The 25,318-nt window shown below is 50.9% G+C and carries 23 protein-coding genes; 12 read left to right on the top strand and 11 right to left on the bottom strand.

The genetic code is table 11. From position 1 onward, the window contains the following. The first annotated feature begins 38 nt into the window (after positions 1-38). The 3 genes from AC5JLP_RS20795 to AC5JLP_RS20805 all read left to right on the top strand — a co-directional run bounded on the left by AC5JLP_RS20795 (position 39) and on the right by AC5JLP_RS20805 (position 2,793). On the top strand, positions 39-470 hold the full coding sequence (locus AC5JLP_RS20795) for a hypothetical protein (protein WP_496069860.1): 432 nt from the start codon (positions 39-41) through the stop codon (positions 468-470). Positions 471-780: 310 nt separating this feature from the next. Further along, positions 781-1,551 carry an FAD-dependent oxidoreductase gene (locus AC5JLP_RS20800; protein WP_496069861.1) on the top strand — a complete coding sequence of 257 codons (771 nt, stop codon included), beginning with the start codon at positions 781-783 and terminating at the stop codon, positions 1,549-1,551. Between the two features lie 18 nt (positions 1,552-1,569). After that, a complete protein-coding gene (locus AC5JLP_RS20805) occupies positions 1,570-2,793 on the top strand; it encodes an FAD-dependent oxidoreductase (RefSeq protein ID WP_496069862.1) in 1,224 nt (407 codons plus the stop codon). Between the two features lie 92 nt (positions 2,794-2,885). Here the strand turns inward: AC5JLP_RS20805 and AC5JLP_RS20810 are convergent, their stop codons facing one another. The 3 genes from AC5JLP_RS20810 to AC5JLP_RS20820 form a co-directional block, all read right to left on the bottom strand. Then, a complete protein-coding gene (locus AC5JLP_RS20810) occupies positions 2,886-3,242 on the bottom strand; it encodes a DUF1818 family protein (RefSeq protein WP_496069863.1) in 357 nt (118 codons plus the stop codon). A gap of 11 nt (positions 3,243-3,253) precedes the next feature. After that, positions 3,254-3,850: a hypothetical protein gene (locus tag AC5JLP_RS20815; protein WP_496069864.1), complete on the bottom strand. Its 597-nt coding sequence runs from the start codon at positions 3,848-3,850 to the stop codon at positions 3,254-3,256. Between the two features lie 142 nt (positions 3,851-3,992). Next, positions 3,993-4,220, bottom strand: coding sequence for a DNA-directed RNA polymerase subunit omega (locus AC5JLP_RS20820; RefSeq protein WP_106260391.1), 228 nt, complete (start codon positions 4,218-4,220; stop codon positions 3,993-3,995). Positions 4,221-4,517: 297 nt separating this feature from the next. Here AC5JLP_RS20820 and rdgB point away from each other — a divergent pair, with 297 nt between their 5' ends. The 6 genes from rdgB to AC5JLP_RS20850 all read left to right on the top strand — a co-directional run bounded on the left by rdgB (position 4,518) and on the right by AC5JLP_RS20850 (position 14,037). After that, positions 4,518-5,108 carry an RdgB/HAM1 family non-canonical purine NTP pyrophosphatase gene (gene rdgB / locus AC5JLP_RS20825; protein ID WP_496069865.1) on the top strand — a complete coding sequence of 197 codons (591 nt, stop codon included), beginning with the start codon at positions 4,518-4,520 and terminating at the stop codon, positions 5,106-5,108. A gap of 533 nt (positions 5,109-5,641) precedes the next feature. Then, positions 5,642-6,316: a sugar transferase gene (locus tag AC5JLP_RS20830; RefSeq protein ID WP_496069866.1), complete on the top strand. Its 675-nt coding sequence runs from the start codon at positions 5,642-5,644 to the stop codon at positions 6,314-6,316. A gap of 670 nt (positions 6,317-6,986) precedes the next feature. Then, a complete protein-coding gene (locus AC5JLP_RS20835; RefSeq protein ID WP_496069867.1) occupies positions 6,987-8,438 on the top strand; it encodes a YdcF family protein in 1,452 nt (483 codons plus the stop codon). A gap of 92 nt (positions 8,439-8,530) precedes the next feature. Further along, positions 8,531-10,279: an ABC transporter ATP-binding protein gene (locus AC5JLP_RS20840; RefSeq protein ID WP_496069868.1), complete on the top strand. Its 1,749-nt coding sequence runs from the start codon at positions 8,531-8,533 to the stop codon at positions 10,277-10,279. A 622-nt stretch (positions 10,280-10,901) separates the two neighbouring features. Further along, a complete protein-coding gene (locus AC5JLP_RS20845) occupies positions 10,902-11,684 on the top strand; it encodes a DUF928 domain-containing protein (protein ID WP_496069869.1) in 783 nt (260 codons plus the stop codon). A gap of 106 nt (positions 11,685-11,790) precedes the next feature. Next, a complete protein-coding gene (locus AC5JLP_RS20850) occupies positions 11,791-14,037 on the top strand; it encodes a CHASE2 domain-containing protein (RefSeq protein WP_496069870.1) in 2,247 nt (748 codons plus the stop codon). A 22-nt stretch (positions 14,038-14,059) separates the two neighbouring features. Here the strand turns inward: AC5JLP_RS20850 and AC5JLP_RS20855 are convergent, their stop codons facing one another. After that, positions 14,060-14,587: a hypothetical protein gene (locus AC5JLP_RS20855; RefSeq protein ID WP_496069871.1), complete on the bottom strand. Its 528-nt coding sequence runs from the start codon at positions 14,585-14,587 to the stop codon at positions 14,060-14,062. A gap of 118 nt (positions 14,588-14,705) precedes the next feature. Between AC5JLP_RS20855 and AC5JLP_RS20860 the strand changes: the two genes are divergently transcribed. After that, complete coding sequence (locus tag AC5JLP_RS20860; protein WP_496069872.1) at positions 14,706-15,773, top strand: IS630 family transposase; 1,068 nt, start codon at positions 14,706-14,708, stop codon at positions 15,771-15,773. Between the two features lie 76 nt (positions 15,774-15,849). Here AC5JLP_RS20860 and AC5JLP_RS20865 read toward each other — a convergent pair whose 3' ends face one another. The 6 genes from AC5JLP_RS20865 to AC5JLP_RS20890 form a co-directional block, all read right to left on the bottom strand. After that, positions 15,850-16,062: a type II toxin-antitoxin system HicB family antitoxin gene (locus tag AC5JLP_RS20865; protein ID WP_496069873.1), complete on the bottom strand. Its 213-nt coding sequence runs from the start codon at positions 16,060-16,062 to the stop codon at positions 15,850-15,852. Continuing rightward, a complete protein-coding gene (locus tag AC5JLP_RS20870) occupies positions 16,062-16,241 on the bottom strand; it encodes a type II toxin-antitoxin system HicA family toxin (protein ID WP_496069874.1) in 180 nt (59 codons plus the stop codon). The genes AC5JLP_RS20865 and AC5JLP_RS20870 overlap by 1 nt, the downstream gene beginning before the upstream one ends. Positions 16,242-16,319: 78 nt before the next feature. Beyond that, complete coding sequence (locus AC5JLP_RS20875; protein WP_496069875.1) at positions 16,320-17,459, bottom strand: 5-(carboxyamino)imidazole ribonucleotide synthase; 1,140 nt, start codon at positions 17,457-17,459, stop codon at positions 16,320-16,322. Between the two features lie 297 nt (positions 17,460-17,756). After that, positions 17,757-18,275, bottom strand: a complete 519-nt coding sequence (locus tag AC5JLP_RS20880; RefSeq protein ID WP_496069876.1) for a pentapeptide repeat-containing protein — start codon at positions 18,273-18,275, stop codon at positions 17,757-17,759. 194 nt (positions 18,276-18,469) lie between these two features. Continuing rightward, positions 18,470-20,563 carry a caspase family protein gene (locus tag AC5JLP_RS20885; protein ID WP_496069877.1) on the bottom strand — a complete coding sequence of 698 codons (2,094 nt, stop codon included), beginning with the start codon at positions 20,561-20,563 and terminating at the stop codon, positions 18,470-18,472. 480 nt (positions 20,564-21,043) lie between these two features. After that, positions 21,044-21,742 (bottom strand): PTPA-CTERM sorting domain-containing protein, encoded by a 699-nt coding sequence (locus AC5JLP_RS20890; protein ID WP_496069878.1) that lies wholly within the window; start codon positions 21,740-21,742, stop codon positions 21,044-21,046. Positions 21,743-22,791: 1,049 nt separating this feature from the next. On the opposite strand from AC5JLP_RS20890, the gene AC5JLP_RS20895 reads away from it, so the two are divergent. Beyond that, entirely contained in the window at positions 22,792-23,454 is a 663-nt protein-coding gene (locus AC5JLP_RS20895) for a hypothetical protein (protein WP_496069879.1), read from the top strand. A 239-nt stretch (positions 23,455-23,693) separates the two neighbouring features. After that, positions 23,694-24,917 (top strand): geranylgeranyl reductase, encoded by a 1,224-nt coding sequence (gene chlP, locus AC5JLP_RS20900; protein WP_496069880.1) that lies wholly within the window; start codon positions 23,694-23,696, stop codon positions 24,915-24,917. 96 nt (positions 24,918-25,013) lie between these two features. On the opposite strand, the gene AC5JLP_RS20905 is transcribed toward chlP, so the two are convergent. Further along, positions 25,014-25,205, bottom strand: coding sequence for a hypothetical protein (locus AC5JLP_RS20905; protein WP_496069881.1), 192 nt, complete (start codon positions 25,203-25,205; stop codon positions 25,014-25,016). Between the last annotated feature and the right edge of the window lie 113 nt (positions 25,206-25,318).

A 25,318-nucleotide genomic window follows, 5' to 3' on the forward strand; every position in this document is an offset into this window, starting at 1 on the left:
TTTCTCTTCTTAAACAGGCTTCAGCAGGAACCACTATCATGACGACCCCTAAAAATGGGAATACAGCCGTTGAAGTTACAGCGCCAGTAGCCACCAGCGTTGCATCAACCGATCGCGCCGTAGACAAGCCCCCCTCAAAATCGGTTGAAGACTCCGAACCGAAGCCTACTCAAACGGCAGAGGAAGAGATCACGCAAGCAATTCAAGTCCTGTCTACACTAGCGACCTTAAAACTGAAAACTCAGGAGTCGAAAGACCAATCCCTGACCGTCCTCAGAAAAATTGAGTCGCTGTTTAAGCTGGAAGAACCGATTTCTCCTGAAGACCTCGAAGAACTCAAAACGGGCTTTAAGACCTTAAACAAGTTTGCGCTTGCGGTGAACCAGTACTACGAGACCAAAACCAAAGCAGAAGATGCCAAGAAGGTGCTTGACGGGATTTTAGGCAGCTTTAAGTCAAGCGTAAAATAGAGCCAGGACTTACGCCTTTGCCCCCTTTTCTTGTATGCCCAAAGGGCTTTGAGCCTCCAATTCTAGGGGACTTTGAGTGCTTGCTCCCCCTTTCTTGTATGCCCGCTAGGGCTATAAATTGTGGGCTGGGGGCAGTTTTGCGAGCATTTGCGTAAGTCCTGAAAGCTTTCCTAACAGCACATAGAGCAGATGCACTGGTTTAAGCATCTGCTTTTTTCATCCTTTTGATAGATGATGTGTTAAAACCTATCGCAGTGGTCGTGATGGGTTGACTGTGAAGCGATTGTTGGTTTCTCGAAAGTGGTCGGCGTTGAAGCGCGCGCTCCTTAGGCATCGTTACCCTTGGGGCAAGCCCTTTTTTATCGGGAAACGGCTACCAGCGCGGCTCTGGTCACGGTTACTTCCACTAACCACCATCAGCTTTGCCTTGGGGTTCATCCTCTCTACAGGGCTGCTGTTTTTGCAGGCTGGGCAGCAGCAGGAGTCGATCGCGGTTAGTACGCCTGCTCCCAACGCTGCTTTAATACAATCACCCGTCGAACAACCTGTACTGCTGCCGCTGCTGGCAAATGGTCGTCCGCAACTCTCACCGCTTCCGCCCGCGCAGGAGGACTGGTCGTGTGAAGTTGTAGTAGTAGGGGGATCGCTCGGTGGCATTGCGGCGGCAGCTCATGCCATGCAGTCGGGTGCTATTACCTGTCTGATTGAACTAACACCCTGGTTGGGCGGGCAAATTAGCGCTCAAGGAGTATCCGCGATCGATGAATCGCGTTTGATGTGGGAAAGTGGTACGTTCTCTCGCAGTTGGACTAGCTTCAAGGCGTTAATCCAGCAGCAAACGGTGAAACTGCCCTCCTGGGTACCAGTGAGGGGCAATCAGGAGGCTGAAAATCTCAATAGTTGCTGGGTTGGTCGGCTCTGTTTCTCGCCGCAAGCAGGGGCCGCGGCCAGTCAGCAATTACTCAAGACTGCATCAGCAAATGCACCGGGTAGTCGATGGGGTACCAGCATCGCGTTTAAGGGCGCTGAATTTGATGCAACGGGCAAGGTTATTACAGCCATTCATGCGGTGCGTCGATAGCCACATCGCTCTAAATATGTGCCTGAGGGCTGGTTTTCTAGAGAATTAGGACGCTGGTATTCCTGGCAAACCGATGATGTGTTTACAAAACAAGCGCTGCGCCTTCACCCACGCCCTGGCAAACCACTGTTGGTTATTGATGCCAGCGATACAGGAGAACTGGTCGGCTGGGCAAACATTCCTCATCATTTAGGCACTGAAGCAACCGCAGTGACAGGTGAGCCAAATGCACCCATTAACGCTAATCCAGACTGTCTTCAAGCATTTACATACCCCTTCGTTCTGGCACTGCATAATGACCAGGGCAGGAGTTCCAAGGTTTTAGCTCGCTTGCAGCCAGACTACTCACGGCGAGAACATCAGCGAGAATTTTCGCTCAAGCACTATCCCATGTTTCAAGGCGCACATAACTTTTTCAACTACCGCCGCATTGTCAGCACAAGTCGCAACAATCCGTTCTACGGCACCTCCACATTGGGAGATATGACGATCGTCAACTGGAATTGTGGCAATGACTGGACGTGGATGAATCCCCCCCTCCTGCTCAATGAGCCACAGATTGATGCCACCGGGCAACGCCAAAACTGGAAAGGTGGACTAGCTACAATCGCGCTGAGAAGTGCTCAGGAACATGCGCTCCTCTTTGCCGAATGGCTGATGAAAACGCAGTCAAAACCTACATTTCCCCTCATGCTGATGACAGGCTCTCAGTCGCCTCTAGGTACGACCTCAGGGCTAAGCATGGTGCCCTACATCCGCGAGGGACGACGAATTGTGGGACGTAGCGCCTATGGACAACGTGAATTTATGATCCGCGAACAGGACTTGCGCAAAGACCTTTCCGGTGGACGCGACTTTAGCCGTACTGCGATCGCTGTCACCCACTACGCGATCGATCTACACGGCTGCCGTTACCGCAACTGGCAACCCTCAGATGAGGCTACCAGTGCTCCCGTGCGCGAAACCAACATCCGCCCACTGCAAATTCCGCTAGAGAGTCTCATTCCGCAAGGTGTCAATAATCTTTTGATAGGTGGGAAGAGTCTGGCAGTGACACACATCGCTGACGCCGTTACCCGGACACACTACAGCGAGTGGAGTATTGGCGCAGCAGCAGGTGCGACCGCAGGATGGTTAACGACGCAAGCGCCACGCAATCTCCCCCTAGCAGACATTCCCAAACGGTCTATGCCAGCATTACAGCGATATTTAACTGATCAGGGGCTGAGATGGCGCTGGTAGGAGTTAGGCGTCAGGAGTTAGATGATTGTCTTCTCAGTTGATCCATCGCAACGATTTGATCCATCGCAACGACGGAAGCAGGCTCATATGGTTCAAAAGACATCGAGCGATCGTGCCGCTTGGGCAAGCGCTGGCACGGCTGTAGCAACCCAGTGGCCTTCGCCGCGCCGTCCGGTTAACAGCATCAGGTGCAAGCGATAGGCATAGGGATAGCCTTCAACTTCTAACCAGAGGCGATCGCTCTCAGCTTCGCAGGCGATCGTTTCCTCAGCCATTAACTCACTGCTCATTTGAATCATCGTTTCGACCAACTGATTGAGCAGCCGACAGAAATCTTGTAGCTCTGCTGCGGTTAGCTCTAAAGCCCAATCATCTGATCCTACCAACCCTTGAAAAGTATCGGCATCTGCATCCCAGCCTAGCCGCCATCCAATCCCACTCTTGATCATGCGGGCCATACTCAAGGCTTCAGCAGTGAAGCGCCTCCAGAATCGGGGGGCTTTGCGTTTGGCTGTGGCTTTTGGCTGGGCGATGGTTGCGGTGTCGGTGCGTCTACGTTTGCGGTTGGGGCTGTGAAGCCATCTACCAGTGCCTGAACGAGTGCATCACGCTGCGATCGCGTGAGCCGATTAATCGCAGCCCGATCGCCTTCAGCAGGATTAGTCTTCAGGGTCGCACGGCTGGGATAACTGGTCTCATCAAAACTACCATTAAGCCCCAGGCCGAGATAGTCGGCGATGGTCAGTTTCCAGTCGAACCGATACAGCGGCGATCGACCAACCACATAAAGGTGATAGCGAATCAACCGACCGACCAACGTATTGTCCGATGCAACCTTACCCGTTTCTTTACTAACGTATTGATTTTCTTTGGGCAGATCGGGTACACGTTCATATACAGTCTGCCAGACCCCTTCTGGACGCACACGCTGAGCAAAGGCGGGCGATCGCTCCAGTCCAACAGACCAGAAGACCAGCAGGCTCATGGCAAGGAGCAGGGCACTCACAAAAGAACCCATCATGACAGCACGTCGAGAAGTCAGCCGTTTTCTTGCCATTGCGATCGCTCAATGAGTGGTCAGGTAATGCAATAAGAAGCAATCAGCGTTGCTAAAGTTCCATGCAAGGATCAGCCACGACACTCCCCGTCCTGTCATTGGCTTCTTGAACGCTGATGATGACTGAGCAAGACCCCAATCACTACTCGCCAATAATTTCGGGCTGAGTCAGTTCGTCAGACATCTCGATAATGGCTCGCATGACTGGCTTCATCATGGGATCGTCCACACTATCGAAATCTTCAAACCGTCTGCGTTTTGCCCGGTTGGCAACCTGCACCGTAATCCGATAACGATTGGAAGCGGCTGAGATCAACTCGTCAGCTCGACGCATCAATTGAGTGCTATCGAAGGCGGCACGCTTTTGCATGAAGTTACCTACTCTAAAAAGAACGTCAAGCTCCAGTTTACCAAGAGTCAACTACAGTTGGTAACAGTTCACCTGTGTATAGCGATCCTGTTTGATTTATGAACATGATTCTGGATTGGTTTTTAGCTTTCAGCGGTCAGCTTTGAATTCCAGGCTGACGGCTCAAGAAGTGGTTGGTTGTTAAAAGAAACCCGATGGCTGACCGCTGACCGCTGATAGCTCTTCAGCCCAAAACTCAAAACTTAAAACTGAGAGCTGGTATTAACCCGTATTCTGATCATTGATAAGCAGTAAAGGATGGTTAAGCCCATGACCGTGCTAGTGGTAGCGACAGGCAATCCAGGCAAGCTCAAAGAAATGCAGGCCTATCTAGCAGGGCTGGAGTGGGAATTAGTGCTCAAGCCAGAGACACTGGAGGTTGAAGAAACGGGCGCAACCTTTGCCGAAAATGCTTGCCTTAAAGCCTCGCAGATTGCATTGGCAACTGGAGAATGGGCGATCGCTGATGATTCGGGGCTAGAAGTCGAGGCGCTCGATGGTGCCCCAGGCGTTTACTCGGCTCGTTATGGCAAAACAGACACAGACCGCATTGAACGGCTGCTGAATGAGCTAGGCAATGAGCTTAATCGTGACGCGCAGTTTGTCTGTGTGATTGCGATCGCCCGACCCGATGGCACGATCGCGCTGCAAGCAGAAGGGGTTTGTCCCGGTAGAATTCTCCACAGCCCACGTGGTAGCGGTGGTTTTGGCTACGATCCGATCTTCTACGTGCCAGAACAACGGCTGACCTTTGCAGAAATGTCTAGTGATCAAAAACGGCTACTTAGCCATCGTGGTAAAGCATTTCAGGCTCTTGCGCCACAGCTACAGCAGGTTTCAAGCCAATAAGCCACAGTTCTGGCAAAACGGGTGCAGGGTGTAGGGGGGGGTGAATGCAACGGCAACTGGCTGTAATCCGTCTATAGCTGTCCTAAATCACTCATAGTTAGGAGGCTTGTGAGCAAGAACTCCCTGGAATCCTTCAATCGTCAGCGGTCAGCTTTCCCCCTTCACCTTTTCCCTGTCCCCTAACCCCACTTCCCTCACCACTCAAACTGCTGTATTCATTCCACAGAAGGATTTAGACAGCTATATCCTCTCAGTAATTGTCCGGAGGAGAGCTGCTGCAACCGTAAAAAGCAGTAGACAGTTAAAGCGACCGCTCGTTCAGGCTCTACCGCATTCTTACCCTACAAAAGCGGTCTTAGCTTTACTCAAACTTTACAATCGATTAACTGTGTAAAGTTCCCGAAAAGATTGAGTCAGTACATTAGCGGATACGATCGCTCCCCGTGAAGTAGGAACTATAGTTTGGTCAAGACGCTCTACGTATTTGTACCTGCTTTATTTTTACCTGCTTCCGTCACCCCATTGAGACAGCTATGCAATCCACCTTCCCTACTGCAACGGTGAATCCTTTGCTGCTGGCACCTCCAACGCTTCAGGTTCCACACCGTTCAGTCAACTCTATTTCTAAGCGCCTTCTGGATCTTGTTGGCAGCCTCATCGGTCTAATTATTTTGGGGATTCTTTTTATTCCTCTGGCACTTGCCATTAAATTAGACAGCTCAGGACCAATTTTTTATGCCCAAGAGCGCTATGGCTTGCTAGGAAGGCCGTTTCGCATCTATAAATTTCGTTCAATGGTGCAAAATGCGGATGAACTGAAAGCGCAGGTCAAAAACGAAGCTAGCGGCCTCATCTTCAAAAACCAGGACGATCCTCGCGTCACCAAGATTGGACGGTTTCTACGCCGGAGCAGTCTGGATGAGTTTCCACAGTTTTGGAACGTGCTGGTCGGTGACATGAGCTTGGTAGGAACACGCCCCCCTACCAGCGATGAAGTGTCTCATTATGCGGCACATCATTGGCAACGGCTCAGTGTAAAGCCTGGTATGACTGGAGAATGGCAAGTTAACGGTCGATCGACCGTCAAAGACTTTGAGGACATCGTGAAGCTTGATCTGCGCTACCAAGATCAGTGGCACCCCTTTTATGATTTGGCTCTGATTGCTCGCACCGTGTACGTCATTGTGGCTAAGGTTGGTGCTTTCTAATCCGGTTATTGATACCGTTTTCGTGAAGATCTGGCTATAGCCGAGAGGTGGCTGTAGCGCTGAAGAGGCTGATGAAGAGGGCGCTTGATGCGCCCTCTTTGCATTGGGAGGTGATCAACCACTCGCACGTAAGCGCTTAATGCACCTACTTGCCAAACATTTCTCTAGCAATCACGAAAAAGAGAAAGCCAAACACAATTAGAGCGAGAATCAACGACACAAACAAAACCTCCTGGACATGCTTTTAAGGGCACATTTGCACGTTTTTTGGCAGCGAACAAAGCACCCAGACTATTGTGCAACGATTGCTTCTCCAGAAATTTATGATCCTGTAAAGAACCCATCGCGATCGTTTAAAGTTCTTTGCTGTCTAGAACAGCGACCCTCGTCTTATGCTGCTCAAGCGAACATTTGTATTACAGTCGTGTATCATACAAGTAAGGTTTTGAGGCCGCTAGAGGGTCAGAGAGTCATCCTGTGACGAGGCACCAAGACTCGCGCCATACTCTTACAGAATCTTTTTGGCCTCTTATCAAGGAATTATTGCCAATTCTAGATTTGGCTGCATCATGGTGTCTGTAAAAGAGGTATGGGCTGAGGGCAAGATGCGATCGCACCAGCATCGTCATAAAGCAGACTCAGTTGTAGCAAGCAGGTAGGAACGCTCCGCATGGTTTTACTGCTCACAGATGTTTTTCTGCTGCTCACGCAAGTACTGCTCTGGATTATCGTTGGGCTAGTCACCTGGTTTGTGTTGCTCAAGGCGCTACCACGGGCGTTCTTGGGGCTGCTAGTGCTGCTGCTGATCTTGCTCATCCTGGCGGTCTCGTTCTTTAGTGGGCCAAACGTCTTCGACGATTCTGATATCTTCAGAACGCTGTGGTATCTGATTTCGTTACTGTTTAAACCGCTGAGCTTAGGCATCATCCTGCTCCTGATTTTGCTCACTGGAGCCAAAATCAACAAAGTGGTCGGTCAAATCATTCGCGTTGGTTTAGTGCTTTTGCTGGCCTGCTGCCTGCCGATCGTGTCCTATTTTCTGGCTCAAGAGCTGGAATGGGAAGGTATCAAAATGATTCGGCCCGTTGCAGCGCAGGTGGCCGGTGACACTCCCGTCATTGTGCTTTTGGGGCAAGGTACAACCCGCCCGTTTTTAGGTCCCAGAACGACCTGCCCACAGTTGAGAGCGGCTCCCGCTGGGCCGCCCGCTAGACCCGCCACCCCTAGACCGCCTGATAGTGAAGAACCACTGACAGCAGAGCAATATCGTGTGCTGACGCAGACACCCACTCAGCTTCCGATTCAATTAACAGAAAAAGCCGATCGCCTGCTGTATGCGGCTCAACTGTATCGGCAAAACCCCAGTAGTCTCATTGTCATTAGTGCGCCTCGGCGGCTTGATCGCAAACAGAAAGAAGGCGAAACCAAGGAAGTGGTTTCAGAAGCAAAAGACATTCAAACCTTTCTCAATCAAGCGTTAAACATTCCCTGCGAAGCCATTCGGTTTCTAGACCATGATGGTGCAAGCATTCGCAGAACAGCCGAGAATGTCAAAAAAATTCTGGCTGATAATCGCATCAACTATGGCAATCAGTTAACCATTGTCAATACGGCAATGAACACGGAACGGACGTACCGTACCTTTCGAGAAGTCTTCGGCTTTTGTCCCATTGCACGGCCTACGGATTTTTACACAATACCACGACGATCGAAGCTCGATAATCTGGCTCCAGAGCGCGATCTGGTTGAGCACAATCTTCAGGCAATTGACTTTTTGCCCAGCATTGATGCCTTGTTTCTTGGTTCGCAGGCGATCGAAGAATACGCTGGTGCACTGTATTACTTTCTGCGCGGCTGGATTAAATTCCGTGATTTGACCGACTGTGGCGGCCTTGCTGCCGTACCGCCGCCTGCGGTTGCCATCCAACGAGCAAACACCAGGAATTTCCCCCGTGGCTCTATCAATTCCGACCTGACTGGCTCTACTGTCGCTGAAACGGTTCCTTCTGCCAATCAACCAACTTTTCCTGCCTCAACGCCTTTCACACCGGATTCTGCTAGCTCAACCACTACCAGTCGAACCACGACTCCAGTTAATAACCCAGCGTATAAAGCATGGTGAGCAGTAGAAGACGGTTGCGATCGACAAGGGAAGCAGCGATCGTTTCCCTGATTCGTTTAGGATGAGAGAGTTTCCGCACTGGCACACGCACAATGGCTCAATCTCGACTGCAAAAATTGGGGAGCTACCTTCGTCCCCACTGGAAAGCAGCAGTCTCAGGTATTTCGGCGCTCTTAGTCGTCAATTTTTTAGGGGTTCGCATTCCTCTCCAAATCCGGGATGCGGTAGACAAGCTTCAGGTCACCTTTAGCTTCAGCCAAGTTTCTTACTACGTTGTCGTGATCCTCACAATGGCCTCTGTCATGTGGGTTGTGCGCATGCTCTCGCGGACATTACTGTTTGGAGTGGGTCGTCAGGTTGAGTTTGACCTGAAACAAAAGCTATTTTCCCATTTGCTCACGCTAGAGCCGTCCTATTTTGCGATCAATACCGTGGGGGATCTCATTAACCGGGCAACCAGCGATGTCGATAATATTCGCCGTCTGCTAGGGTTTGCCATACTGAGCGTCGCCAATACGGTATTTGCGTATGGCCTCACATTGCCTGCCATGCTCAGAATTAACGTGAAGGTGACGCTGCTCTCGCTGTCCGTCTATCCCATCATGCTGATTTTGGTGCAGTTGTTTAGCACACGGCTTCGGCAGGAGCAGATTACAGTGCAGGAGCAACTTTCTGACCTGAGCGAACTGATTCAAGAAGATATGAGCGGCATTGCGCTGGTAAAAATTTATGCGCAAGAAGAAAATGAGCGAGATGCCTTTCAGCGACGGAATCAAGAGCTTTTAGAAGCCAATCTGTCGCTGGCGCTGACGCGGAGTACCCTACTGCCGTTGCTGCCCGGTCTAGCAAGCGTGGGGTTACTGGTCGTCTTGCGGTTTGGGGTCAGCGCGATCAATGAAGGGGCGATTACCGTGGGCGATTTTGTGGCACTTTTGCTCTATGTCGGGCAACTGGCGTTTCCAGCAGCCTTGCTGGGGTTCACCATTACGGCGTATCAGCGGGGCGAAGTCAGTGTCGATCGCATCGAAGCCATCCTCACCGTTCAGCCTAAAATCCGCGATCAGCCCAGCGCGATTGTTCTCCCGCGATCGCACGTGCAGGGAGAGTTGACGGCACAAGCATTAACGTTTACCTTCCCAAACACCAGCAAACCCGCTCTGAAAGCCGTGAGCTTTACCATCCAACCACAGGAAACCGTTGCCATTGTGGGGCCGATCGGCTCTGGTAAATCGACTCTGGCAAATGCGCTACCTCGCTTGCTAGATATTGCCTCCGGTCAACTGTTTCTGGATGGGCACGACATCACGCAGGTGCGACTGGCTGATTTGCGTGGCGCGATCGCTTACGTTCCCCAGGATAGCTTTCTCTTCAGCACAACCATTAAAAACAATATTCGCTATGGCGATCCGGGTGCAGACCCAGCATTCGTCATTCAGGCTGCCAAACAAGCACAGATTCACAGCGAAATTCTCAACTTTCCGCACCAATACGAGACGATCGTGGGCGAACGAGGCATTACCCTCTCCGGCGGTCAACGTCAGCGAACCGCTCTGGCACGGGCCTTACTGGTTGATGCCCCGATCCTGATCCTGGATGATGCACTTTCTAGCGTGGATAACCAGACCGCTACCCAAATTTTGCGTAACCTCTCTGAAGGCACCAACCGCAAAACCGTTCTCTTCATCTCTCACCAACTCTCTGCCGCTGCCAGCGCTGATCGTATCTTTGTCATGAATCAGGGTGCGATCGTCCAATCCGGTACTCATGCACAACTTTGTGGGCAGCCAGGACTTTATCAAACCCTATGGAACCAGCAAAAGCTAGAGGAAGTCTTACAGTAAAAGTAAGGTTTAGCAGTCAGCTATCAGCGGTCAGCTATCAGCATTTTTCTAAAAACTATAGGACTTACACAAAAGCGGTCAATCTTTCGCCCCCTAGGCAGTGCTTTAAAACTTCAATCGTTTCATTGCTAATAGCTTCTGCCCCCTTTTCTTGTATGCCCAAAGGGCTTTAAGCCCCTCATGCTGGGGGACTTTGAAGCTGGTTTGTAAGTCCCAAATTTGGGGGTTGGGGGCTTCTGAGGGTTTTAAAACACGCTCTAGTTCGCAATTCTGAGGGAACCGAACCAATTAAAACCCCCAGAATTGAGGGTTTGGGGGCAAATGCGTAAGTCCTAAACTAACAACTAACAACTTCTTCTACCTTTTGCCTTCCCTGACGATTTGTTTTGTTTTTCCAGGATGACGCGAGTTTCCTTTAAGGGGCGGGTAATCTAGGATATTGCCTGCAATACCGTTGACGTAAACCCTCAATGGCGCGATCGCGCTGATTTCGATCGCCCGCACTCAGCTTAAAATTTTGTGGGTTCGTCGCTAATTGTCTGGAAAGTTTGCATCCAGTGATGAGTTAACACACAGTCAGTCTTATCGTCGCTTACCGAAGAGAACCAAGGGAGGGGTCACTATGATTATCAAACGTTCACGCTATAACACCATCCTTTCCCTGTCTTTGCTCATGCCGTCCCTGTCGCTAACGGCTCTACCTGCTACAGCACAGACCGTGACACCGCGTCCCACGATCGCGCCGCCAGTTAAAGTTAGCCTTAAATTTGCCGTGCCAAAACGGGGCGCACCGCGATCAACCGCTGGAGGTGCAAGCCGTGGCTCCTGCTTGCGGGGAACGACTCAGCCCATCAGCAACCGCTTGACAGCCGTCATGCCGCCGACCCGGCTAGGACTCACGTTTGCCGAACGCCCCAGTTTCTTTGTTTATGTGCCTCAATCACCCGCTCAAACGGCAGGCTTTCTGTTGCTCAGTGATGATGATACCGAAGTGGTTTACGAAACAACCTTTGCATTACCAGCTAAGGCAGGCATCATCCGCTTTGACCTGCCAGAAAACGCTCCAGCCCTGGAGGTGGGCAAGCAGTATCACTGGTTTGTGACCACACTATGCGATGCTACCAGCGGTTTAAGCGGCAGCCCAACGGTTGAGGGATGGGTTGAGCGCTCGACCCCCGATGTCGCCCTAACCAAGGCGCTGCAAAAAACCCTACCAGGTAACCGCCCAGCCCTTTACGCCGAAGCGGGCATCTGGCAAGAAACCCTGGCATCCCTGGCCGACCTTCAGCACAAATATCCCCAGAACTCCAAGTTCCTTAACGACTGGCGCGAAGCACTGCAATCAGTGGGTCTAACCAACGTAGCCTCAGAGCCATTGGTTGACTGCTGTAAGGTAAAGCCGTAATGGCAGCAAACACTTTGCTTTGCAAGCTGAGAAACACCCGGTGCCTACCTCTGCTGTCGGCTCCGTTACCTGCGGGATGAACGCACCAATGCTGTAGGGCTGCTATATGTGGAAGGCATTAAGACATAAGATCTGGCAGTGGCGGGGCGTCATCATCGCAGTACCGAGCGTCACCGTGGTTGTGTTGAGCATTCGTGCGACAGGCGTACTGCAAGCCCTAGAGTTTCCCGTATTGGATCAGTTTTTTCTGCTGCGTCCTCAGGAGTCGATCGATCCGCGCATTGTCATTGTTGAAATCAACGAGGCAGATATCCAGAAGGTGGGGCACTGGTCGCTGACCGATACCGAGCTTGCAGGGCTGCTAGAAACAATCAAGCAGCAAAAACCCGCCGCGATCGGGCTGGATCTCTACCGTGATTTACCCGTTGAGCCAGGTCGCCAAACGCTGACCAAACTGTTTGAAATCACTCCCAATCTGGTTGGAGTGCAAAAAGTGGGCAGCAGCGGCGATAGTTCTCCTGTCAATCCACCGCCCATGCTCAAGCAGCACGATCAGGTTGGCGCGAATGATCTGGTGCTGGATGGTGATGGCAAAGTACGACGAGGCTTGTTTTATCTCGAAGACCAGGCAGGCGAAACCGTCTTCAGCTTTAGTTTTAAGCTAGCGGAGCTGTACCTGAAGACAAAAGGCATTGAACCAGAACTCACCGCCGATCAGTCAATGAAGCTTGGTGCAGCCATATTTCCTGCCTTCAATACCAATGATGGGAGCTACGTAAGTGCCCAGGCAGAAGGCTATCAGGTTTTGCTCAATTACCGGGGCACGCGAGAGCGCTTCCAGACGGTTACCTTGACTGAGGTGCTAGAGAAAAGGATTGCACCAGAACTAATGCGCGATCGCATTGTGCTCATCGGTGCTACGGCAGAAAGCCTGAAAGATTTGTTCTACGTGCCCTACAGCAGCAGTCTGACCGCACCAACCCGCATGGCAGGCGTTACCATTCACGCTAACCTAATCAGCCAGATGCTCAGCGCTGCACTAGAGGGACGAATGCCCACGCTGAGAACCTGGAGTGAACCGTTAGAAGGGCTGTGGGTTTTAGCCTGGGCACTGGTGGGTGGCATCATGAGTTGGCGGCAGCGCTACAGCGGCAGGCCGGGGTTTCATCCCTGGCACACTATTAATGTACTCCTGGCAGCGGGATGCCTGGTCGCTGGCAGCTATATCGCTTTTTTGCAAGGCTGGTGGATTCCTGTTGTACCACCGCTGCTGACTATGGTGGGATCGTCGATCGTCATCACAGGGTATGTCGCGAGATCGGCAGCCGACATGCGTCGCACCTTTGGGCGTTACCTTACAGACGAAGTGGTTGCCAGCCTGCTTGAAACACCCGGTGGCTTAACACTCGGTGGCGAACGCCGTAAAGTGACGATCCTCATTTCTGACCTGCGTGGCTTTTCGGCTATCTCAGAGCGTCTGCCGCCCGAACAGGTCGTAACCATCCTCAACCTCTATCTTGGTGCAATGTCCGATGCCATTACACGCTACAACGGCACCATTAATGAGTTCATCGGCGACGGCATTTTTGTGATGTTTGGTGCGCCGATTTACCGAGAAGATGATTCGGAACGAGCGGTGGCGTGCGCGATCGCCATGCAGTCCGTCATGTGCGATGTCAATCGGCAAAACCAGCAGCTTGGGCTACCCGCGATCGAAATGGGTATTGGCATCAACACGGGTGAGGTCGTTGTGGGAAATATCGGCTCTCAGCGCCGCGCAAAATACACGGTGATTGGCAACCACGTCAACCTGGCTGCACGCATCGAATCCTACACGGTCGGCGGACAAATTTTGATCTCAGAAGACACTTGCCGCGATGCTGGGGAGGGCATCGTGAAGGTCGATGGGCACATTCAGGTAGAACCCAAAGGCATCAAAGAGCCGATTACCCTTCACAACGTCAGCGGCATTGGCGGCAAGCACAACCTCTACCTACCCGAAGAAAAAGAAGCGTTCGTCACGCTCACGGCAAGCATTCCAGTACGCTACACCGTTTTAGAAGGCAAACACGCAGTTGGCACGATGTTTGAAGGTTCCTTAGTCAGCCTGTCAGATAAGAGTGCCGAACTGCGATCGGATCACTTCCTCACTCCCCTCAGCAACCTCAAGCTCAATCTCTTAAACACCACCCAGAAACATGCTGAACTGGATGACCTTTACGCCAAAGTGCTGGATAAAGCTGCCACCAAGCCAGATTGTGTACGCATTCGCTTTACTGGAATGCCCATTCGTTTTGCCGCCCTAGCGCCTGAAGTGAGCGCTGCACTCGAGCATTTGCGGCGATCGACCTAACGTTTAACCATTTCGATCGTCGCTAATCAAACGAGTACCCTGCAAAGAAAATCTCTGTGGGTTTATCGTTCTGATAGAGGACAATGTACCGTCCTTCCCCACGATCGATACTATCCCAAAACTCTTCCCAAACATCTGGATTCTGTTCCTGTATCAAGATCGATTCAACGATTTCATGGGTTGGTTTATCAGTGCCAAACAACCTTGACAAATCATCGTTCGATAGAGGACAAACGGCACAGGCTTCAGGTTCTTCTGACACTTGGAACATATCTAGAATCGAAGTCGTACCGTCAGGTTCAGAGTCAGCAAAGACTGCTTCAATGGCTGCTTCAAGACTGCCATGTTCTTCAATTAGTTCTTCAGCAGAAGTCGTAGAAGTTTCAAATTCTGCTGGTTCAAATCCTATGAAAGCAGCTAAGCCGCTAGTGTTCATCCAAGAGGAAACACCATAACGCCCTGCACGAAATTCTTGCTCACGCAATCTCTGCAACGTAGAATTAACATCTTTGTCAAAGGGAACAAAGTAGTGCCAGGCATTTCCACCCATAACTGAGTTCTATTTTTTTACTGCAACTGTTTTATATGGTTCCCTTATTTTTTGCTATCTATTAACCCGGCAACTTGAGAGAATGCAGAGTGAGTAAGGCAATTCGTACAATTAAAGTATGAACAAACCTGATGCTCGATTTCTCAATCCAACGACTCAAAACTACCTACGCCAACAAGCGATTCGCTTACGCGAGCAAGGAAAGCGATTTGTCGATATTGCAAATTACCTGGGAGTGCATCGCAATACGGTTTCGGATTGGTGGCAACAGTACCAGGAATGCGGCGAGATTGCCTTGAACCAGCAGGAGCGAGGACGCAACGTTGGGGAAGGACGCACCTTAACTCAGGAGCAGGAGCATCGCCTTCAACAGTTGATGCAAGCGCAATTTCCAGAGGACTTAGAGATTGACAGTGCCTTGTGGACTCGACGAGCCGTCCAACAGTTGATGAAGCAAGTGTGCGAGGTCCAAATGCCGATTCGCACGGTGGGAGAGTACCTCAAGCGGTGGGGGTATACGCCACAGAAACCCTTGAAACGGGCTTACGAGCAGGAACCAGACGCGGTGGAGGAGTGGTTGGAGCAGACCTACCCTGAAATTGAGCAACGGGCGCAAGCCCAGGGAGCTGAGATCGCTTGGGGCGATGAGTCAGGATTACGCTTGGATACTCAAGTCGGTCGTGGGTATGCCCCGATAGGCGAAACACCTGAAATTCATTTGAGCCAGAAAAAGCGGGTGCGGGTCAACTTCATTGCCAGTATCAGCAATCAAGGCGCGGTTCGATTCATGCTCTACACCAGCAAGCTCAACGAAATCGTCTTTTTGACCTTCATCAAACGCTTAGTTGCCAAGCGCAAACGCAAGTTGTTTTGGATTGTGGATCGACATCCGGTGCATCGAGGACAACAGGTAAAACAATGGCTTGCCGAACACACCGATGAGATTGAACTGTTCTACCTGCCCTCTTACTCACCGCAGTTGAATCCAACCGAGTATCTCAATGGGGATGTTAAGCAGGGCGTTCACTCTAAGCCACCAACTCGCAATCTCGCTCAGCTCAAGCAACGATTGATATCTCATCTCCATAAGTTACAGAATTTGCCAGCGCGAATCCAGAAGTATTTTGAGCATCCGTTCCTCGCTTATGCAGCAAAAAAGATGCAACCTCTATTATTGCCGGGTTAATAATTCAACAGCTCCAAAATTTATGCATAGATCCTCTCGAGAAGGAATGACTATATATCGTTAGCTCAAGCTCGCATCAGACGGCGACTTCAACATAGGCTGATGACGTTGTCGGTTGTGGAATCTCTAAACCTTCCAGTTTCAAGCCATCAAGATGAAACGCGATCGCTTCATGCATATTCTGTTCAACTTCTTCACGAGTTGATCCCGTCGAAACACATCCCGGTAAGTCAGGAGAGTAAGCAGAATATCCAGTTGTTGTCTGCTCGATGACAATCAGATACTGCATTATTTCAACCCCGCTTGCTTCAAAAGACTATTCAACGTTCCTGGTGCCAACTCGTCACTCGGTTCTCCGGGTACAGTCACGAGACCTGGCTTGTGTGGATGCTTATATTGCCGATGACTGCCTCGTGTTCGAGCCAGGTACCAACCATCCTGCCCAATCAGTTTAATGACATCCTTCACCTTCATGTCTCAAGCCTACAAAGAGCCTAGAGACTTGCCAATGTCGGTAAGTCTAGCTCGTGTTGTAGTTCGTCTGGTTTAGCTGCCATACCAAATGGCTTCGATCGCGCTTGCAACCTTCTGCCCACTTTGTTCTTCCAACAAAACGGTCGCATGTCCCAACTTACGTCCCAAACGCGATTCCGCCTTGCCGTACCAGTAGACATGTGCATGAGGCATCGCTGCCAATTGCTGCCGTTTCTCCAGATAATCGCTGTGAGAGTCCTCGTAACCCAAGAGGTTCACCATGACGGCTCCAAGAACGTGCATCGCTGGGCTTCCCAAGGGCAACCCGCAAACCGCGCGTAACTGTTGTTCAAACTGAGAGGTTTCGCAGGCATCTAGCGTAAAGTGCCCAGAATTGTGCGTGCGGGGCGCAATTTCGTTCACCAACACCTTACCGTCTGCTGTGAGAAAGCATTCAATGCCGAAGACACCCACCACGTTCAAGCTGTTGAGTAGGGTGTGCGCGATCGCCTCTACTTCCGCCGCGATCGCCGCACTCACGTCTGCGGGCGCAAATACACGACGACAAACCTGCTTTTCTTGCTGCGTTTCCACGATCGGGTAAACCACCACTTCACCAGTGGTAGAACGGGCAGCGATCGCCGCTAGCTCACGCTCAAACGGTACAAACTCCTCCAGCAGCAGCGCACATCCTCTGAGTCGCTTCAGCGTGCTATCCAACTCCTGAGCATTCTTGACAATAAACGTCCCCTGACCGTCATAGCCATGCCGTCGCGTCTTCAGCACCACCGGAAACGAAAAGGATGGCTGACTCCTGACTCCTGACTCCTGACTCCTGACCTCCTCCAGTGCCACAAATTGAGGCGTTGGTAGCCCCAAATCACGGAGATAACATCGCTGGTGATATTTATCCAGCAACGGTTTCAGAGCCTCCAAACTGGGACGAAAACAGACTCCCTGATTTGCTAGTAAAGCCAGAGCCTCTAAATCGACAAACTCATTTTCAAACGTGATGACATCGCACTGAGTTGCCAGTTGTGCAGTTGCAGTCGCATCATCGATCGCCGCCAAAACCACATCCGCTGCAATACTTACCGCTGGATCATCATGCGATGGCGTTTGCACCATTAGCTCAACGCCCAACTTGTCTGCTGCACCTGCCATCATCCAGGCAAGCTGACCACCACCAATGACCCCTACACGCTTTATCACGCTCTGCCACCTTCTTGTAAATCAGCTATTAGCGGTCAGCTATCAGCCATCAGTCATCAGCGGAGAAGTTCTGAGTTTTGAGTTTTAAGTTGAAGAGCGATCAGCTAACCCTGCGGGAAGCAAGCTACAGCGGTCAGCCGCCAGCTATCAGCGTTCTTCTTAAAACCAACAACTGCTTCAGCAGTCAGTGGTCAACAATCAGCCATTAACCGACTCCCCACTCCCGACTCTCAACTCCTCACTCCTTTCTTTTACCTTTTGTCTTCTACCTTCTCCCTTTTGCCTTTTACCTTCTCCTTAACGACACCCCAGCGAATCTCGCGTCTCCACACCCGTTTTCGGGTTCACACCACTTGCCAGAGTGCACAACTCCCGAATCTGAACCCGATCTAAAATAGCATCACTAAAATCAGCCCCAGCGATGTTCACCTCGTCAAAGACAGTTCGCAACATCATGGTATTGACCAAAACGGCATCGCTGAGGTCAACGCGAGACAACTTCACTTGATCTAGCATCGCCTGAGTGAGGTCAGCGCCGTGCAAGTTTGTCTCTGTCATCGTAGAAGCGCTAAACACGGCACCTGCAAGATCTGCATTGGTAAAATTGGTACGGTTGAGATTGGCGTTTGAGAACTCTGCGACTCGTAGCGACTGCCCAGAGAAGTCTTTGCCTGCTAGTTCTGCATTGCTGTAAGACGGCGGCGGCGCGTATTGGGAGGAGTATTTAGTGCCGATCGCCGCGTGTGCGGGCGCGATCGAAAGCCCAAAGAGCAAGAGGGCAGTGCATAGAAGAGCGAAACAGCGGTTAATCAGCATCCCTTCGGCGATCGAAACACCATGTTTCAGTGTAGTCAGAATTTCTTACTCTGGCTAAGTCACGCTGTCTAAGATGCACTCTCATTACAAAGAAGATGTAGCCTCACTAACTAAAACTACGCATGTCTGCACTATGTATTGCCTTACACTTCAAACCACTGCCAAGTGGCTAATGCAACGAACGCTCTGCTTGCTTAGCTAAGACCTGTCCGACAGATATTTTTTGCCTGTTGCCGCTGGACTGGGTTTACACCTCGCTGTTTTGAGAGTGCAGGACACCAGCGATCGATAGCACTTTTCGCCTCAGCGCGGGCAGACTGCTCTTGCGGGATCAACCGAGCCGCAACAATGGCAGCATCAAACCGACCTTGCCGACCCCGCTGTCGAGCGATGCGCAAAATTTGACCACTCCAATCTGCGATCGCTTGCTTCGCCTGAGGGTAATCTGGTTGCCCTGGCTGCACCTTCCTCGCTTCTTGAATGGCATCTGAGTAGGGCGATGCCTGGTCACGGTTCATCGCTGCCAGTGCTCTTGCTTTAGCCAAGTGAGAAGAAGCCGATAGTTTGGCAATATTCGCCGTTCTTGTTACTTGAGCAGGCTGCGGTTGTGTCGTCGCAGGCTTGCCCGCAGTCACATTAAGACGACTCGCCCCGGAAGCGCCAAGTTGAGTAGAGGCGATCGGCTTGAGCGAAAGTGGGCTAGCAGCAGGGGTCGTCGCTGGAAAGACGGACACTCCAGGCTTCACCTCAGGCGGCCTAGTGGAAAGCGTCGCTTGTCCCGCACCTGCCTGTCCTGTGTTAGAAGGGCTTGCACCGGATGGACTTGTACTGGAGGTCGCAGGTCGCTGTGTTGTAGAGGGCGCTTTTGGCGTGAAAGAGGCGCAGTTTCGGAGCAGTACACCCAAAATCAGCCCAACCACTGCAAGACCACCCCAACGAATCGCCGATCGCCAGAAGAGAGCATCAGAAATTTCGTTCGGGTCTTCGGGAGAGTCAGAATGAGGCTGCGTCACAGTAGTTGCTCGATCGGAGGAAGTCCCTCTATTTTCGTCATTCTGAGCGGGAGTGTCGATAGGCTGATGGATACCACCGCCATTTTGTAGAGCTGGAGGTGGTGTGCCCCCGTTAACAGGCGGCGTGGAATTAAGCGCAACCCCGGTACTTCTGTGAGGCAGGGCAGCACTTGAAGCTGGCGTTGTCCTTGAAGGTGAGATCGTGCCGCCATTGGTGTAGCTTGCCCCACTGCCATTGGCGTGAGAGCGACCATTGCCGTTGGTGCTGGTAGCGTTAGCATGTGCCCCATTAGTTGGAGTCGCCGTTGCTACCTGTCTAGATGAGGCCCAAAGGCTATTGCCGTTCGCATGGCTATTGCCGTTCGCATGACTGCTATTCGTTTGGCTGCCGTTTCCAGCGCTGTCATGGTTTGCAGAAGCAGCCACCAGAGGAAGGTTGCCTGCACTACCAGCAGATTGCATCGAGAGGAAAGCCGCACCATGCGCGATGGCCGTCTGCATGCCGATGGCGCGATCGCCCACTGGTTGATTTGCCTGCGCTACCGTTGGCAGTAAAAGCTGCTGTCGCTTCTCGGCTGGGCAAACCGTTACAGGCTGCTGAATGGGTCGCCAGTAATGTTCGCTCAAAGCGGGTAGGCGAACACTTAATATCTGGTCTAATGCTGCGACCGTTGTACCTTGATGACTACGCAAACTTTCTAACAGCGCCGCCGTGAAAAAGCCATGCCCCAAGGCAGACGTTTCGCGGGAAAACTGCCCTGGCTGGCAAGATAAAATCGTTGGGATACCAGTAATGCTTGCTAAATGCGCCGTATGATCGCCAACCATTTCATAGGAAAAACTGCTTTCATTGCGGTTCATATCGAGCAACACCAGCACGGTCGCGTCTGAGACCCGCCTCAAGCTACGAAAGATTGATTCTAAAGGAAGCGTAGTGGCTTGAACGGCGGTTGGCGTACCTGCGATCGGAATCAGATAATCTTGCCCCTGCTGACAAATGCCATAGCCGCTGAAAAAGAACCACAACACATCTCCTGGCTGCACACAACGCTGAGTGATAAAGTCAAGCCAGTTTTGAATCGTTTCGCGATCGGGGTAAGTTGATTTATCCCACTGCGGCGGCGAGGTTTCTGTCAACAACACGCACTGTTCGGCTGGCACACCAACCTCATCCACCAAAAACTGCTGGATCGCTTGAGCATCATGCTGGGCATAGCTCAATGGCTGAAATGCTTGATATTGATTAATGCCAATGCTGATTGCCCACTGTCTCATATCAGATGCCCCGGATATCTATTGACATAGCATTCCCAGTCCTCTCTATCATGACACGCTCACTCTAGAAGACAAAATGCTTTGTCATCGGAATGCTTTAACGGCATGAGACAGGAGCGATCGACCGCAATGCAGCCAAAGCATCGTCATCCCTTGTGACACCAGGATCGCAAGGATGAATGTGCATGGAAAGACATTGCGAAATCCTTAGATGCCGCGAGCATTGTTAGAAGGATGGTCTTAAAAGGTATGGCTCATCCCCAAAAGCTGTCGGGGCGAAGCAGGCCTTACAGGAAGCAAGCTACGGGCCACGATTCGCGGTCTACAAGGCTTGTTTGCTACATGCGATGCCCTACGCCAGACGATCGCACCACCTCAGACATCCTCTAAAACTAATCGCTGATCGATGAAAGCTGACGGCTGAAAGCTGATCATTTCAACCACCCCATACTTTTACGAATGATTGAGGACTGCCATAGATCACAGATCATTCGTTTGTTTCGCGGCCTCCGCTTTGCGCTTTCGTAACACACCAATGCCCAACCCAATCAAACCGGGTAAAAGCGCAGGTGTTGGCACAGCCGCAACTTCATTTGCCTGAAAGTTCGGACCAAAATATCCCAAATTGTTATCAGAATTTTGCACAGTGGTACTACCTGGAGTAGTGCCAGAAATCGTACCGGGAAAAACAAGCGTGTTGCTAAAGCGAAAAGCAGACGATACAAAGGTGATATTAGGGTTGACCGAAAACCCCGTTGGATTAAAGGTATAGCTTTCAGAACCTGTGACAGCTGCAATAAAAAAGGTACCGCCAGCTTTCAGCAACGTTGATGATACAGACGTGTACCGAAAGTATCCATCTAATGAATCGCCAGGTTTAACGGTTCCTTGAACCAGCAAGTTCCCGGTGTCATCAAAAATACCAACATCATGCGTTTGCGTTAGATTGTTTTGGAAGTCATCGTAGAACCCTAACGTCGTGACATTCACTGCTTTCTTTGTGGTGAACTGAAAGCCAAGACTCCAGGAACCATTCGTGAAATTTGTTGTCGGCGCGCTAAAGTCAACGGCAGTAAAACTGGCAGCGCTGACAGGCTTGATATTTTCTGTAGTAAATAGAAAACAGGTGGCTCCGATCGCAGTGATAAGCGACTGTTTCAAAAGGGTTGATTGAGACATCGAATTTTGTTACTCCCAGTAGAGTCGTGAGGATGGTAGGAGTACCCTAAACGTAAATTCAAACGTGTGCGCTTGTCTGCTTCTCAACCCAAAAGTATTATTTCGCTAGACATATTTATGGCTTTAAGCAAAATTTATGGCTTCAGGCAAAACAAGCAGCGGGTGATGCCAAGAACGCAATTAAGGTTGAAGCTGTAGTAAAAGCACCTGTATTGCATCTATGTCAACTTCATACTTCTTCATTGCAGTTTCATCTCAATCAGGAATCTAGCCCTGATTAATTCAGAGCAGCCAGTGTTTCTACGTATCTTTACAAGAAAAACATACAGCTCTGACATCCGTACTCCCAGAGCTATGGTAGCGTTATAGGCTCAGAAATTGGTGCCGTCAACTCTGCTGTATTGGGCTGTGTAGCTGTTACCACGATCGCGACTCAAATCGCTGAAGCACCAGGGCAGCTTTTTGCGGCTAGAGAATTTTGTAACATTGATTGCAATGCCTGAGTGATGACGATCGTAGTGCCCCTCAAAGCTAAACAGTTACAAGTTGTCTCTCATTTAGTTGCTTGAGTTTTAAGCTTAAAAAAGCTAGGCATTCTGTTAAAAAACTGTCAAAAAAATACAGCGCTACAAGAGCGTTATGGCTAACGTTAGCAACAGCCATCAGATACTTTTTTAGCCGTATTGAAGTAGACAATAAACTTTTTATCTCTACTTATTTGTTAAGAAGGTGTTTGAGACGTTGCACTTACACACAAGGGCCATGACATGCGGCGACCTATTCTGTAAACCGCGAACATCGTGGCTCGTAGTTTGCTTTCTGTAGGGTATGCTACGCCCTGACAGCTTTTGGTATTAAAAATTTGATGGTTGATTTTTAAGCAAGCTGAACCATAATGGCTCATCTCGGTTTATGTTTTCATTTCTTCTGCGGAATGCTGGGCTAGACGCGATCGCCATCAGTCGGCACAACCTGTCACCCTCAGCAAAGCTCACGTTAAAGAAAATGTAAAGCAGTCGTTCTATCGTTAACCGCAGCCAGGAGGCATTATGCGACCTTTGGAGTTAACTCAAGTGGATGCGCCTTTAGTATCAGCGCTAGTTTCCCCAGTGATCCGCAGGTGGCGTCTTTTACCCACAGGTTTGGCCGTTATGGTAGGGCTAGCGGCTAGCGGGTTGATAACACAAACGATCGCCCCTCCTACCGTCCATGCCTACACAGGTACTGTAAATGTGACGATCGACGTGCAGCCGAGCGAAACGTATGACACCCTGGTGCGCCGTGCCGAAGCGATCGCTAGAGCCGCAACACAACGCAGTTTCGATCGCGATATCTTAGTTACGGATGTCTCAATTATGGTCATCGCGCAGAGTGCTTCTTCTACCGTGCCGGTTCTGTCTTTAACCACCACTCGCCCTCAATGGCGCAGCCAGCCTGATCCCCGTCGCTGGGCCACATATTACAGCACCTCTAAAGCGCTTTTGAGATTAAACAGCTCCCCATCTGCAACAACAGCACAACCAACCGTAACAACGTCAACTCCGCAGCAGCCACAGCCGCGATCGACTGCTCCCAGCATTCCAACCCAGCCCAGTGCTCCTGTCGCCCCTGCCAATGGTGGAGCATCAACAGGGACAACTCAACCCCCAACAGCAACACCCAGTCCCACTCTGCCGCAGCGCATTCCCACACCGGGGAATATTGGGAAGTGACGGGAAAGAGAGAAGGTAAAGGGCAGAAGAAAGGAGTGGGGAGTCGAGAGTCGGGAGTCGGGAGTGAGTTAACGGCTGATCGCTAGTAGCTCTTTGACTCAAAACTCTCTTCACTCCTCACCCCTCACTTTTGTTAAGCTCTGTTTCAACTTGGCAGGATCTCCTACGACTCAGGAATGTCCGTGAAATGTCCGTGATACCATGCATCCTGTAGCTTCTAACAATTTAGGAGAAAACCTTTGGCACTACGGGTTGCAGTGGTTGGCGGCGGGCCAGCAGGTTCTTCCGCCGCAGAAATTTTGGCAAAAGCTGGTATTGAAACCTATTTAATTGAGCGCAAGCTAGACAACGTGAAGCCTTGCGGTGGCGCAATTCCACTGTGCATGGTGAGCGAGTTTGATTTGCCGCCCGAAATCATCGATCGCCGGGTGCGCAAGATGAAAATGATCTCCCCTTCGAATGTGGAGGTCAACATTGGCGGCACGCTGAAGGACGATGAGTACATCGGGATGTGCCGTCGAGAAGTGCTGGATGGCTTTATGCGCGATCGGGCCGAAAAGCTCGGCACCAAGATCATCAACGGCACCATGCACAAGCTGGAAATTCCCGGCAATGACAAAGATCCCTACACGTTGCACTACGCCGATCACTCCAGCGGTAGTCTGGAAGGGGAGCCGAAAACGTTGCAAGTGGATCTGGTGATTGGTGCGGATGGTGCCAATTCACGAGTAGCAAAAGCGATCGATGCGGGTGACTACAACTACGCGATCGCCTTTCAGGAGCGGATTCGTCTGCCTGAAGACAAGATGGCGTACTACAACGAACTGGCGGAGATGTACGTCGGGGATGATGTATCGCCCGACTTTTACGCTTGGGTGTTTCCTAAATACGACCACGTTGCGGTTGGTACGGGTACGATGAAGCCCAACCAGGCAAAAATTAAGCAACTGCAAGCGGGCATTCGCGCTCGTGCAGCAGCAAGATTACGCGGTGGCAAAATTATTCGTGTGGAAGCACATCCCATTCCTGAACATCCCAGACCGCGTCGTGTCGTTGGTCGAGTGGCTCTGGTCGGTGATGCGGCTGGAACGGTGACAAAATCATCGGGCGAAGGCATCTACTTTGCAGCGAAGTCAGCGCGGATGTGTGCGGAAGCGATCGTGGAGTTTTCTCACAAGGGCGATCGCGTACCTACAGAGGCGGATCTCAAAACGTATATCAAGCGATGGGATAAGCAGTACGGCACAACCTATTTGGTGCTCGACATTTTACAACGGGTCTTCTACCGATCGGACGCGGCGCGTGAAGCCTTTGTCGAAATGTGCTCGGATATCGATGTGCAGAAGCTCACCTTCGACAGCTATCTCTATAAAACGGTTGTACCCGCCAATCCATTGATTCAGCTTAAAATCACGGCGAAGACGATCGGCAGCCTGATTCGTGGCAATGCACTAGCACCCTAGAATCTAACCAATCGTGTTTGAATGAACCAGCATTGGAGCGTGTCTCTGATGCTGGTTTTTAAGTTGAAAGATGTAAACAATTTATTTAAGCCTAATCTAGCCGTCTTCAGGTTCTAAGTCCCAGCTTTGTTCTTGAATAACTTGTTGGATTTCAGCTTCTAAAGCTCCGAAAGCTGGCAAGGTTCGTAATGGAGAGAAATCATTGACAAACTGCGCTATTAGACGTGTACCAGCGTGAGCATCAAATTTCTTTCTTCGACGACCTTGTAGACCGCTTGCATCAAGCAAAAGGTTATGCAGATCGTTTTTAGGGTCAGGTAAGTCTTCAAGTCTTTTAAGCTCAGGTAAAGTTAAATCACCTCCGGCTTTGCCGGAGGCTTATCTTTGTTAGCCCCCCAAGG

The organism is Stenomitos rutilans, assembly GCF_059505485.1.